The following is a 13,084-nucleotide window of genomic DNA, read 5'->3' on the forward strand; positions in this document are numbered from 1 at the left end:
TTCGGTAGAGCCGAGCTACTCGACCATCAAGCCTACTCGACCATATTGTGTTGCTGCCAGCGCAGTAGATGGGCCTGCAACCGCCAGATCATGGCCGAAAGCGCCACCCCCACCAGCATCAACACGATCACCGCGACCATCATGCCTGAGGCTTCTGCCCGTGCCTCCGACTCGATGATCAGCCGGCCGATGCCGCGCTCCGCGCCGATGAATTCGCCGACAATGACGCCGATCAACGCAAAGGAGATCGCCGGCGACAGCGAGGCAAACACCCAGGCCATGGTCGAGGGGATCACGACGGTGCGGGTGATCTGCCATTCGCTCGCGCCCAGCAGCCGCGCGACATTGATAAAGCCTTCGTCGATCGAACGGGCGCCCTCGAAGGTATTGAAGAACACCAGGAACACCACCACGATCCACGAGGTCACGATTTTCGAGGTGTCGCCGATCCCGAATGCCAGCACGATAATCGGCGCCAGCGCGATCCGGGGTATGGAATTCACCGCCGTAATGAAAGGCTGAAAGATCGCGCTGAGCCGGTCCGAACGTCCAAGAATAAGCCCTGCGACAAAGCCGCTCGACACGCCCGTGACAAAACCGAAGAACGTGTTCTTCAGCGTGATCGCGGTCGCGATCCAGAGATTGTTCTCGTTGCGCACCATGCATTTGGCAAAGTCGCCGTTGAACCAGCCGTTGAACACGCCGAGCTTGGATTTGAGGCAGCTCAGGATCAGGAAGTGCTCGAAGATCTGCGAGGGCTTTGACACGAAATAGGGATCGAGCAGATCGGGAACCAGCCACGGGATTTTGTCATGCAGGTCATATCCCCATTGCCAGATCGACAGCACGGCCACGCAGATCAATATCTGCCAGGCCAGCGTATTACCAACACGACGTGTCCTCATGGCTTGCGTCCCTTGACGAACTCCTCCCCGAGCGAGTGCCAGATGTGCTGGAACAGCTCGGCATAGCGCGGCGTCTCGCGCACTTTCACCGCATCGCGCGGTCGCGAAAAATCCACCTCGAACATGTCCTTGATCTGCCCGGGCCGCGCCGAGAACAGGATGATGCGGTCGGCCAGAGTCAAGGCTTCGCCGAGGTCATGGGTCACGAACAGAACGGTTTGCTGCTCGCGTTCCCAGATCCGCAGCAGCACGTCATGCATGTCGATCTTGGTGTGGGTATCGAGCGCGCCGAACGGCTCGTCCATCAGCAGGATCTGCGGCTCCACGACCAGGGTTCGCATCAGCGCCGCACGCTGACGCATGCCGCCCGACAGCGCCGATGGATAAGCGTGTTCGAAGCCTTGCAGGCCCGCCTGCGCCACGCAGGCCGCGATGCGCTCCTTGCGCGCCGCCTCCGGAACGCCCGCCAACTCCAGGCCGTAGCCGATGTTGTCGGCGACCGTGCGCCAGGGGAACAGCGTATCGCGCTGGAAGATGTAACCGACATTGGGCGTCGCCTTGCCGGCAACGACCGGCACGCCATCAATCAGGATTTGACCGCTGGTCGGCTTGATCAATGTCGCGATCATGTTGAGAACGGTGCTCTTGCCGGAGCCGGACGGCCCCAGAAGCGCTACGAACTCGCCGCGGCGGACCCCGAACGAAACATCCCGCACCGCCTCGATCGCAGTCCCCGCGAGCTGAAACGTTTTGCTCAATCCCCTGACGTCAATGCGCTGGACACTGGATTGTCCACCCGGCAGATCAGCGGAACGGTTCTGGACGTTCAAGCCGGATACGCCTTTCGCGCTGCCTCGATGAAGGTCGGGCTGACCAGATCGGCCGGCGTCAGCGGCTTGATGCCGGTCATTTCCCGGAACCAGACCTTTTCGCCGCGGGCGAAAGCCGCAGCATCAATCGACGCATCGTAGTCGGTGACCTTTTGCAACGCAGTGATCTCGAGGATGTTGGCGGCGCGCGAAGTGCTGCCGACATAGGGCTCGATCGTCTCGTAGATTTCATCGGACGTATGTTTCTTGATCCATTGCGTCGCCCGCCAGATCGCGGTGACGAAGGCCTGCATCTTGGGCGGGTCCTTGTCGATGGTCGCCTGCAGCGTGAAATGCGCCGTCACCGGGACCTTGCCGCCGATATACTTGTTCCAGATCGTCTCATCGGTGCCGTCGAACAGCAGCGTGCCCCAACCTTGTTCCTTCGAATCGTTGAGCAGCGACAGCGAGCTGACGAGGACATCGACCTGCTTGGTCTTCAGCGAACCCAGCATGGTATCGACATTGCCGGTGCCGATCCAGGTGACCTTCTGGTCGAGCCCCATCGTCTCCATGTAATAGGACGACCAGACATGGTTGGTGCCGCCCAGCGACGACACCGAGACGATCGGCTTGCGGCCATCGGGGCGTTTCCATTCCGTCAGCTTCTCCAGCGAGGTGATGCCCTGATCCCATAGATCCTTGCGGATGATGAACATCACCGAAGAGGAACGGGTATCGACCGGCATCAGCACGCGGCCATTGCGGCCGCGATTAGAGAGCTGCATCGGATGGGTGATATCGCCGATGCCGATGTCGCCCTGCGCGGAGGCGATGATTTCGCGCGTCTTGACGCCGCTGCCACCCTGGATCAGCTTGCAGTCGAGGCCGGCCTCCTTGAAGTATCCCAGTTTGTCGGCGACGAATTGCGTCTGATAGACCGGCACCGCGACGGGATAGATCACGCGGCCGGGCTTGTCCTCGGCCCATGCCTTGCGTGATGCGATGGAGGCGCCGCCAGCCGCTATGATCGTCAGCGCCGAACGCCTGGTGAAATGTGCCATCACACGCGCTCCTTCTCCTTGGCAGCGACCTTCTCCAGCGCATTCAGCACCGCGTCGCCCATTTCCTGGGTTGAAAGTCGTTTTGCGCCAGCCTCGGCAATATCGGCGGTACGCGCGCCGCCCGACAGGGCACTGGCCACGGCCGTTTCCAGCAGGTCCGCGTCTTCTGGCCGGTTGAGCGTCATGCGCAGCATCATGGCAACGCTGAGGATGGAGCCAAGCGGGTTAGCAATGCCCCTGCCCGCGATGTCGGGTGCGCTGCCATGAACCGGTTCGTAGAGCGCCTTGCGCCGGCCGAACCTGTCGACCGGACCCAATGAGGCCGACGGCAGCATGCCGAGCGACCCGGACGCCATCGCCGCGCAGTCGGACAGGATGTCGCCGAAGATGTTTCCGGTGACCATCACATCGAATTGCGCCGGCTCGCGCACGATCTGCATCGCGGCGTTGTCGACATACATATGCGTGAGCTCGACATCGGCAAATTCCGCGGCGTGCAAGGCAATGACTTCCTCGCGCCACAACACGCTGGTCTCGAGCACGTTGGCCTTGTCGACCGAACAGACCTTGTTCCGTCGCGTCCGCGCCAGCTCAAAGGCGGAACGCGCGACGCGGCGAATTTGATCGGTCGTATATTGCTCGGTGTTGAAGCCACGGCGCTGCCCGTCGGCGAGCGTCTCGATGCCGCGCGGCTCGCCGAAATAAATGCCGCTGGTCAGTTCGCGGATGATGACGAAATCGACGTCCCTGAGCACGCTGGCCTTGAGCGGCGCCGAATCCGCCAGCGCCGGATGGGCAACGATCGGCCTGAGATTGGCGTAAAGATCGTATTTGCTGCGCAGGCCCAGCAGGCTCCCCGCCTTGCGCGCCGCCGCCGGAACTTCCTTCGTCTCCGGCCCGCCGGTCGCGCCCCACAGGATCGCGTCGGCCTCCTCCATCGCCTCGACGGTGTCAGGCGGCATCACCTTGCCGGTCGCAAGATACGGAACGATGCCGTATTGCGCTTCGCGTAACACCATGGGAACGCCGCGCCTGGCGGAAAACCAGTTGAGCACCCGCTGCGACTGCGCGGTCACTTCGGGGCCGATGCCCTCGCCGCCGACCACGGCGACCTTGATCATGTTGGACGGATTATTCATGTCTTGTTGCCCGCCGTTTTTCTTGCCGTTTCTCTTGCGAAGTGGATCCAGGGCCGTTCCGCCCGGTCGGCCGCCTGAAAGGCCCGGATTTCGTCATCGCGCTGCAATGTCAGCGCGACCTCATCGAGACCTTCCAGCAGCCCGGCGCGCCGGCGCGGATCGATTGCAAATTCGTGTCGCTGTCCCGAAGGCGAGATGATCGTCTGTTGCTGCAGGTCGATGCTGATGCGCCCAGCCCCCTGGGTCTGCTGCACATCTGCAGCAAGGCTATCGACGATCTCCTTGTCGACAACGATCGGCAGGATGCCGTTCTGGAAGCAATTGGCAAAGAAGATGTCGCCAAAACTCGAGCCGATGACGGCGCGGATACCCATTTCCTGCAACGACCAGACCGCGCCTTCACGCGAGGAGCCGCAACCGAAATTCGGACCGGTAATGAGGATTTCCGCACTTCGATAAGGCTCGCGGTTCAGGATGAATTCGGGGTTTTCCGAACCATCGGGCAGATAGCGGAGCGCGCCGAACGCCCATTTGCCGAGCGTCCCACGAATGGAGTTTCCGACCAGCCGCTCGATACGGATGATGACGTCGGTATCGATGTTGCCGCGCATGATGGGGGCAGCAATCGCCGTCAGGGTGTTGAACGGTTTCGGCATGTCAGCGCCCCATCGTTCGCACGTCGGCGATGGCCCCAGTGATGGCGGCTGCGGCTGCACTTGCCGGGCTTGCCAGATGGGTGCGCGCCCGCGGGCCCTGGCGACCGACAAAATTGCGGTTGGAGGTCGAGACCGAACGCTGACCGGGAGCAACCGTTTCACCGTTGGCGGCAAGACACATCGAGCATCCCGGCTCTCGCCATTCGAAGCCGGCATCGGTAAAGACCTTGTCCAGCCCTTCGGCCACCGCATCGCGCTTGACGGTCTCCGAACCCGGCACGACCCAGGCACGGACGCCCGATGCAACTTTGCGGCCGCGCGCAATCTCGGCGGCGGCCCGCAAATCGCTTAGCCGGCTGTTGGTGCATGACCCGATGAAGACCCAATCAACCGGCGTACCGGCGATCGGCGCGCCGGGTACAAGACCCATATAGTCAAGCGCCGTTTCGATCGCTGCGCGGCGCGCGGGGTCAGCGACCTCGCTCGGATCCGGCACGCGGCCATCGACGCCGATGACATGTTCCGGACTGATGCCCCAGGTCACCTGCGGAATGATTTTTTCGACATCGATGACGACTTCGCGGTCGAACACCGCATCGGGATCGCTCGGCAGTTTTCGCCACGCCGCGACCGCCCGCTCCCACATCTCGCCCTGCGGCGCGTAGGGACGGCCGCGCAGATACTCGTAGGTTTTCTCGTCCGGCGCGATCATGCCTATTTTGGCACCGAGCTCGATCGAAAGATTGCAAAGGGTGAGCCGGCCCTCGACCGGCAGATCGCGAATGGCGCTGCCGGCATACTCGGCCGCGTAGCCGGTGCCGGCCGCGGCGCCGACGTGACCGATCAGGGCCAGGATGAGGTCCTTGGCCGTGACGCCTGATGGCAGCCGGCCTTCGAACCGCACGCGCATCGTTTTTGGCCGTCGCTGAATCAGCGCTTGCGTCGCCAGTACATGGGTCAACTCGCTGGAGCCGATGCCGAATGCCAGGGCGCCCAGCCCGCCATGGGTGCAGGTATGGCTGTCGCCGCAGACGATCAGGCAGCCGGGAAGGCTGAGGCCAAGCTCGGGCCCGATCACATGGACGATGCCCTGCCCGGGCTCGTCGACATCGAACATCCGGATTCCGGTCGCCGACGTCTCGGTCCGCAAGCCCGCCAGAAGCTCCTGCCCGACCTTGCTGGTGCCGGCCCGTCCGCGCGCCGTCGAAATCGCATGATCCGGCGTAGCGAACGTCAGTTCCGGATTGTGGACGGCCAAGTTGCGGCTTTTGAGATCGAGCAAGCCGCGCGAGCCGCCCAGATCGTGCAACAGATGACGGTCGACGTGAAGCAAATCGGTGTCGTCGCTGACGCGACAGATGACATGCTGGTCCCAGATCTTGGCCAGCAAGGTTCGGCCGGGGGTTTGCACTGCCGTATCCTCCCGTTTTTTCTTCTTCCATGGCAGATTGATGCACCGCCACCGGCCGTTTTGCACGGCCTGTCATTCAGGTCTCTGCCCGAACGCGGTCATCAAAACATACTGGAGGCTTTGGGCCAATGTCTGATTTGGGTCGGGCGGCATGCGTGGCGCGGGATGCCGCCGGATCAAAACCGCTCATTTTCCTTCTCGAGATCGTGATGTATTTGCGGCGGTGCCCGACGCCCGGCTGCTTAATCATCGCAAGTGCACGATCGGGCACAATCGAGCCTCAAGGTCGGCATGCCCTGAGTGTTTTCTGCTCCGACCAGTCAGCAAGCTTGATCGGCATCAACGCCGTCCTGATCACCTTGTTGCGCGTGGGCAGCCCCTTCGACGCCACAGCCTTTCCCGTCAGATAATTGACGTCGCAACTGCCGATTCTCCCATCGCGCAGCTCCCAGCTTCTTGTGAGCCCTCCGACCAGAAAATCTCCGGCGCGATAAGCGATGCTGAAAACAGTATCGTAATCATTGCTGCACCCACCACAGCGAACCTCGACGCGCAGCGATCCGTTGCCGCTGCTTGCCATCTCATAAACATGACCGCTCGCCAGATGTCGTTTTACAATGGACGGCTTGCGCGAAAGATCGGACTTGTCCGTATCGTCGTCCAGATAGATGTGGAGGTCCACATAGGAGCTCTCATCGTCATTTCGCGTCAACACGGCACGATCCCGCTTTCCGTCCTGGTCGATGTCGAGTGTGATCTCGCGAAGCACTTCGAGCGAGCGTCCGGGCTCCGCCGAAAGCCGGACCGGAATAATCGCCAGGAAAAGGATCCAAACCCAGCGCGCAGGTCGAAATGCTGTCTTCACCGGAACGCCCAGAGCTGCTTGCCGACACATCTATTAGACGCAGTGGGAGCAGCCGGCGTTCAAAGTCCCCTAACGGTCGACCGCTCGCTGGTAGCGCCAGAGCGGGCATCCCGGCGGCTCGCGCCAGACGCGCGCTTCTCAAAACGAAGGTTATCTTACTTGCCTCAACGACGCGGCAATTGTTGAATTCCGCTCACTTCCAGCTACCTTACTCACATGATCCTGACCCTGATATTGCTGGCAGCTATCGGTGTCATTGTGCTGGCGGAACGCAGCGCCGAGCACCTGCCATTCGCGATCGCGACGCTCTCCCTTAGCGCGGCCGCAATCTCATTCATCGTGGGCGATTTCGACAGGGCGATACTGCTGGCTGGCGTGCTGGCCGCAGCGATCACCGCCGCATCGACTATCAAACATAATTACAGCGCGCTTAAGCTGATCGTAACCGACTTGCCATTGATGTTTGCAGGCACAGCTCCCTTTTTTGTATCGCAGTACCCGCGTGCCGTATTAGCCGCTCTGACTGGAACCGTCGCACTCATCCTGGCTGTCATCGCTACGCTGATCCACGGCACCGGGCCGTCAGTCCCTTTGGATGTCAGAGTTTTTTTCTTCGGCATTACGCTTGTTTGCGTTGCAATAGCCTTCCGGCTCAGCGGCGGCGGCATCTCCTTCCAGCGGATCATGGCCCAGCGGCGGTGCTTTTATTCGACGTTTATGGCTTCGCTGATCGATCCACATTCCTGGCGGCAAGCCGGCGGATTGGCTTTGAGCGATATCGCAAATGACCCGTTGCCGCTCATGGCAGCCGTCCCGGCGCGCACCATCGACTACCCCGACATCATCATCATCCAGCATGAATCGATCTTCGATCCCCGCATTTTGGGACTTCCGATCGAGCCGACGGTCGAAGCTTTTCTGTCTCCAGGGAATGGTCTCCACGGAATCCTCAACGTCGACATTTTCGGCGGAGGCTCGTGGCAATCCGAATTCAGCCTGTTGACCGGTCTTTCCAGTGCAAGCTTCGGTTCAAATGCCTATTATCTTTTCAAGCAAGGCGCGGGCCGGTTTCACAACAGTCTTCCCCATGCGTTGGCTGCGCTCGGGTACAGGACCATGCTCGCGTCGAGCTGTCGTCGCAGCTTCCTCAGCTACGATGAATTTTATCGTTCGATTGGCATTGGCGAGCGCATCTTCTCGGACGACTTCCCTCCCCCGTTTGACGTCCGGCAGTTCGAGACGACAAACTCCGATGCCATTTTTCTCGAAGCGGCGTTCGCGGCCCATGCGAAGGCTATCGCCGACGACCCGGCGCCCCGCTTTCTATATGCACTGACCAACTTCAATCACGGCCCCCACAACCGAAGGCTGGCAGCCCCCGGACAGTTCGAGAGGGAACGCACCTTTGCCGCATCAAGCCTCCCGGATGCTCAATATGCCGAGTACTATGCCAGGCTTGCGGAGACGGCCGCGACCTGGAAAAGGCTCAGGCTTGCGCTGGCAGCGAATTTTCCCAGGCGTCCGATGCTCATCGTGCACTACGGAGACCATCAGCCCGTAATGGCGAAGCGGATCGATCGGCAACTCAAGCTTTCCAGCGATGCGCGGCGTGCGTTCCGCACATTTTATGCGATGGAGACGCTCAACATCCGCCCCGATCGCCTGGCTTCCGGACCGGGTGCGGACCTGGATATTGCTTTTCTTGGGACTGTGGCGCTGCAGCAAGCGGGCCTGCCGCTCGATCCGATATTTGCCACCCGCGCCAGCCTGCTTGAGCATTGCCGGGAAACCTACTTTGCATCGCCTTCCGAACGGAAGCGCCGATTCCATCGTACGCTTGTGGATCTCGGCATCATAGACATGGGGCCGAGCGTTCAACGCGGCCGCTACTCGCCCACGCCGACGAAGTGATTGAATGAGTTTGCTACGTCCGCTGACACCGGCCAAGACCACGACATGCCGGGATTAAGATACGCGCGGACGTACACCAGCCGCCATAGGCGTCGATCAAAATCATCGGAAGGTACTTGTGTCGTCGTCTCAATGCGTGATGTCTGCAGTTGAGGAAGAGCGGAAGTAGTGAGCGGTGCGGCGAACCGATGCGAATGACCCGAGCGGACATCTGTCAGACGCTTGCTCTTACTCACGCCCTGACCAGGGAACTCTATTCAGTCATGGTGCTGACGCAATTTCTGTCTTAGTCGGTGAGAACTAAGAACACCTGTGCGTGGACCACACTGGTTCCCACAACGGTTCCGTCGCCAGGATTGGCACGTATCCGCAAAAATACTGGCTCGAGTTCGTCAACGCATCCGCGTTCGCTTGAGCATGTCTTGCGGCATCGGGAACCGAACGTTCTAGAAAATCAATCAAGGAGTTATGATGTTGTTTCGCTCAGGCGCCGCAATTTGCGGCGCCGTACTTGCGCTTGCCATTTCTGTTATCGTTGCTCGAAGTGAAGATGGTGCAGTTCATTCAAGCGCTGTCGTCAATGCCGCTTCCGGGGATGCGATCGTTGGCGCAGCATCCACGTACAATCCGTTTCGGCCTGGATGGCGGGAGGGCGGCCCGAACACAGCCTCCGGCGAGCGCTATGATCCCTCTGTCTGGGCGGCTGCCATCAAGACGAGCTTGCGCCAGAAATTTGGTGGGGTCCAATTTGGCGCGAGGCCGAAGTATGCCCTCGTTGAGGCTGTGGGCAAGAAGGTCATCGTCAAGATAAATGACGTGGGGCCACTAACGCCTGGCCGCATCATTGACCTCAATGAGCGGGCGATGCGCTATTTCGATCCAAGCCTGCAGCTCGGGGTAATTTATAGCGTAATAGTCAGGCCGCTTTTCGGCGACTATTGGATTCCCGGACCGGTTGGCTGAACATGGCACGCGAAAGAAGTCGCGCACGGCTCTCCTGGACAGGGGGAACACCTCGATGGCCCGTACGCCGTCCGACTTCTCGCCCTGATGTCAATCAGGAATTTCGACTTGGGATCGGTGCGGCAAGCGGAGACGGTTCGTGTTGCTGTCGGTACGTCCCAAGCAGAATGCCCGTGATGCAGCCGATACACAAAGGCGCGCCGATAGCAGCCGTCGCCCCAAAGAAGATAAGCAGTCCGGGTGCGAGAAGCCCCTCGGGTAGAGTGCCTCTGGGGACCAGAGTTTCACCGGGCAGAAGGAACAAGCAGATAGCGATCAAACCAAAGATCGCTAAAGGAACGGCCGCGAAGGCAATCTTCGTCCACGAAGTCGAGCGCGGGTCGCGCTTTGCAAATACATACGAACCCCACCCGACGATGGTTGCGAGCAGGGTCCACACGACAATCATTTCTCTCATACGGTCAGAACTGCACCTTGCTGCCGAATGCGGCATCAATCGCTAACGTCGGCTTTGCATCGCGAGGTTAATCAATCGTTGTTCATTGGTCGGCCTGGCATCGCCAGAATAGCCGTCGTCGCCCCTGTGAGGCACGCCAGCGGGCCCGGGAATTGCCCGCTTATCGCTGTGTGACCTTCGTCAAAGAGCCTGTTGAACAGACCCAGTACTTACGACGGGATTGCTCCATGGATTTGGTGAATTCCCGTGAAAAACTACTTCTCATTGCTGGATCCGCTGCGCTTCGGGGCTGCTCTCGGCGTCGCGGTTTTTCACCTGATGTTCTACTCCTGGGCCGGGTCTTCGATCGGCGCCCGTCAAGGCTTCGAGCATTACTTCGCCGCCGACGTCCAATTTCCGAACGCCGCGCCTTACACGTGGTTCGGCTGGGTGGGCGTTGAAATATTCTTTGTCATTTCCGGCTTCGTCATCGCGAACTCCGCGAGCAAGTCTTCCCCAAAAGAGTTTCTGTTCGGGCGTGCACTGCGGCTTTATCCGGCGGTCTGGATTGCCTCCACCTTGAGCTTGCTCATTCTGCTCATCTTTCTGCGTGACAAGGCATCCGAGCTCATCCTTCCCTATTTCCAGGCAATGCTGCTCATTCCCAAGGGGATCAACGGTAAGTGGCTTGACGCCGTCTATTGGACGCTGGCAGCGGAAATGGCCTTTTATGGGCTGGTGTTTTGCACGCTGCTTACGAAGAAAATCACGCTGCGGCATCTGGCCTGGGGTCTCACCATCTATAGCGCCGCGTTCAACGCCTTCTCCATGGTGGTGCTATCGGGTGCGTTAGAATCCAACATGCTCTATTGGATGGTCTTGATGTTCCGCGTGCCGGGCGCAACATGGATGTTGAACCATGGCTGCTTCTTCGCGCTCGGGATTTGGCTGTTCATTTCGGCGAATAGAACGTTGACGACTGTCGAATGGGTTGCCGTGGCCGTGACTTGCCTCTCCGGGTGTGCCGAGATCTACTATTTTTCCGATTTCCTTTTGAAAGCCATACCCGCCATTTCGGATGAATCGGTCTTCTTGCCGGTCCTCGTTTGGGCTGCGGCGGTGTTGCTCATTGCCTTCGCCGCGAACAAAAGCAGGCAGGCTGCCGGCACCACTTCTCCTGAAGCGCCGGCTTATCTGAGAACGCTCGGGCTGATCACCTATCCGCTCTATCTGACCCACAACGTCACCGGCACTGCGATCATTCGTGTCCTGACCGATGCCGGCCTGGATGCCTCCCTGGCTGTATGGGCCGGCATAGCCATGCTTGTTCCGGTCTGCTGGTTCATCTGCGCGAAGGTGGAGCCAGCCATTCGACGGCTGCTGACGGAATTCGTTTCAAACTTCAGACTGCGTCCAAAATCAGCGCCATCATCCAGCCTTCCGAGTCCGCCTGCTGGGCTGCGCCTTCCGCTGCCCATCCGGGCAGAGGCAAACTTCACGGGCGGTAGCGCAGCTCGGAGCGTGGGCTAGTCCTGCTGCGTCACAGAGCTCAAACCCGTCAAGCGAAGGGATTTACCATGATGACTCCTGCGCAACCTGTGCAGCACCATAAGCTGTAACAACAGACGCGGAGGGCTAGCGATCAATCGTAATTCGCTGGCTTGAATCGCCATGCAAGGGTGTGGGCAGACGTTCTCCGCGCAACGTCCCTCGCCTCCTCAACACCCGCAGGTCAGCCATGACTTTTATGGTCGCGCCGAGGACCAGTGCGCAAAGCGCCGCCTTCGACACTGTCTCCATCGTCCCCTCGATCAGCATGGCATGGACCACACCTCCTACGACGATGACAATCGCGAGGGGTATATGGACGATACGCCACGTTCGCGCTCGCAGTCCCAATCGCCGGCGGAGTGCAGCTATAATCGCGACGGCGAAGATGGCCCACATGGCGATCACACCGAAGGGGGAGAACGGCGTCGGCGATGAGAAGAGAAGGGCGTCAATCATGTCCGGCGGACTGGTGATCCAAAGGCCGGCGACGTGGACCACCACGGCCACGACCAGCGCGCCCCCGATCCAGTGATGTGCACGCCGTCCACGATAGGCCGATAGACCCGGTAAGTATCCGCCAATCAGCAAGGGCTGAACGAGCACAAGACCGAGTGCGATAATCCCTGCGAATCCTGCCAGTATGTAGACCGGACCGCGCCATGCGAGCAGCGGGCTCGCCGCTGCAGCGGCGATCGGCACGCAAACGGCGGCTGTAAGGGCGGCCCAGATCAGGGTCAGCCGGACCACTCTCATCCCTTGATCCGTTTCCGTCAGGCCGGCTGAAGGACGAAGTGCGCCTCCAGGCTGGTTTCCTTTGCGCTGCGCATCACGGGACGCAGAAAGACGGTTTTGAATTCACCGCTGTCATAGGCGAGGTGACCATGAGGCTGGCCGAAGATGGGAATGATCTGCGGCATCTCGAGACGGAACGCCCCGTTCTTGTCGGTCAGCGTGGCGCCATGGCTCTGCGGCTCGTGCTCCTGTCCTTCGGTGGTGTGCGCCCATATCTGGATGCGCTGCCCGGCAAGCGGAGCCCCGTCGCCTGCGCGGCGCACCGTGCCGCTCATCCAGAAGCCACCCTTGCCGATCCGATCCACGGTCGGCGCGCCCGCGCGGTAGTTGTTGGACCCGCCCTGCATCGAAGGGGTCGGTGCGAGGCCTTCTGCGCGGGCGGGTAACAGGAGCCCGGAAACCCCGGTTGCCAGGACGGAGCCGCCAACGGCGAGGAGGTTGCGGCGGTTGAGTACGACTGATGTCATGTTAATCCCTCCTGGCGATCGTGCAGATGCTTCGCCGAGGGTACAACAACAAGCGCGAGACGCCCAGTTGAGGAAGGCGAAGAGCGCGACAGGTCGCAATAACAGTGTTGTGAAC

The 13,084-nt window shown here is 60.4% G+C and carries 12 protein-coding genes; 3 read left to right on the top strand and 9 right to left on the bottom strand.

The features are described 5' to 3' along the window. Positions 1-32: 32 nt before the first annotated feature. The 7 genes from V1283_RS17480 to V1283_RS17510 form a co-directional block, all read right to left on the bottom strand. On the bottom strand, positions 33-905 hold the full coding sequence (locus V1283_RS17480) for an ABC transporter permease (protein WP_334387690.1): 873 nt from the start codon (positions 903-905) through the stop codon (positions 33-35). After that, on the bottom strand, positions 902-1,735 hold the full coding sequence (locus tag V1283_RS17485) for an ABC transporter ATP-binding protein (protein ID WP_334387691.1): 834 nt from the start codon (positions 1,733-1,735) through the stop codon (positions 902-904). The genes V1283_RS17480 and V1283_RS17485 overlap by 4 nt, the downstream gene beginning before the upstream one ends. Beyond that, on the bottom strand, positions 1,732-2,778 hold the full coding sequence (locus V1283_RS17490) for an ABC transporter substrate-binding protein (protein WP_334387692.1): 1,047 nt from the start codon (positions 2,776-2,778) through the stop codon (positions 1,732-1,734). Before V1283_RS17490 ends, V1283_RS17485 begins: the two co-directional genes overlap by 4 nt. Next, positions 2,778-3,917, bottom strand: coding sequence for a 3-isopropylmalate dehydrogenase (gene leuB, locus V1283_RS17495; RefSeq protein WP_334387693.1), 1,140 nt, complete (start codon positions 3,915-3,917; stop codon positions 2,778-2,780). Before leuB ends, V1283_RS17490 begins: the two co-directional genes overlap by 1 nt. Beyond that, a complete protein-coding gene (gene leuD, locus V1283_RS17500) occupies positions 3,914-4,573 on the bottom strand; it encodes a 3-isopropylmalate dehydratase small subunit (protein ID WP_334387694.1) in 660 nt (219 codons plus the stop codon). Before leuD ends, leuB begins: the two co-directional genes overlap by 4 nt. 1 nt (position 4,574) lies before the next feature. Then, entirely contained in the window at positions 4,575-5,984 is a 1,410-nt protein-coding gene (leuC, locus tag V1283_RS17505) for a 3-isopropylmalate dehydratase large subunit (RefSeq protein WP_334387695.1), read from the bottom strand. Between the two features lie 280 nt (positions 5,985-6,264). Continuing rightward, on the bottom strand, positions 6,265-6,849 hold the full coding sequence (locus tag V1283_RS17510) for a hypothetical protein (protein ID WP_334387696.1): 585 nt from the start codon (positions 6,847-6,849) through the stop codon (positions 6,265-6,267). 216 nt (positions 6,850-7,065) lie between these two features. On the opposite strand from V1283_RS17510, the gene V1283_RS17515 reads away from it, so the two are divergent. From V1283_RS17515 to V1283_RS17525, 3 genes are all read left to right on the top strand, one after another. After that, positions 7,066-8,760, top strand: a complete 1,695-nt coding sequence (locus V1283_RS17515) for a sulfatase-like hydrolase/transferase (RefSeq protein WP_334387697.1) — start codon at positions 7,066-7,068, stop codon at positions 8,758-8,760. Positions 8,761-9,228: 468 nt separating this feature from the next. Next, a complete protein-coding gene (locus V1283_RS17520; RefSeq protein ID WP_334387698.1) occupies positions 9,229-9,723 on the top strand; it encodes a septal ring lytic transglycosylase RlpA family protein in 495 nt (164 codons plus the stop codon). Between the two features lie 703 nt (positions 9,724-10,426). Next, positions 10,427-11,689, top strand: a complete 1,263-nt coding sequence (locus V1283_RS17525; protein WP_334387699.1) for an acyltransferase family protein — start codon at positions 10,427-10,429, stop codon at positions 11,687-11,689. A gap of 105 nt (positions 11,690-11,794) precedes the next feature. Here the strand turns inward: V1283_RS17525 and V1283_RS17530 are convergent, their stop codons facing one another. Both V1283_RS17530 and V1283_RS17535 read right to left on the bottom strand, forming a co-directional pair. Continuing rightward, entirely contained in the window at positions 11,795-12,463 is a 669-nt protein-coding gene (locus V1283_RS17530) for a ferric reductase-like transmembrane domain-containing protein (protein WP_334387700.1), read from the bottom strand. Between the two features lie 17 nt (positions 12,464-12,480). Beyond that, on the bottom strand, positions 12,481-12,969 hold the full coding sequence (locus tag V1283_RS17535) for a Twin-arginine translocation pathway signal (RefSeq protein ID WP_334387701.1): 489 nt from the start codon (positions 12,967-12,969) through the stop codon (positions 12,481-12,483). Positions 12,970-13,084 lie beyond the last annotated feature (115 nt).

The sequence above is a fragment of the Bradyrhizobium sp. AZCC 2262 genome (assembly GCF_036924535.1).
Taxonomy (GTDB): domain Bacteria; phylum Pseudomonadota; class Alphaproteobacteria; order Rhizobiales; family Xanthobacteraceae; genus Bradyrhizobium.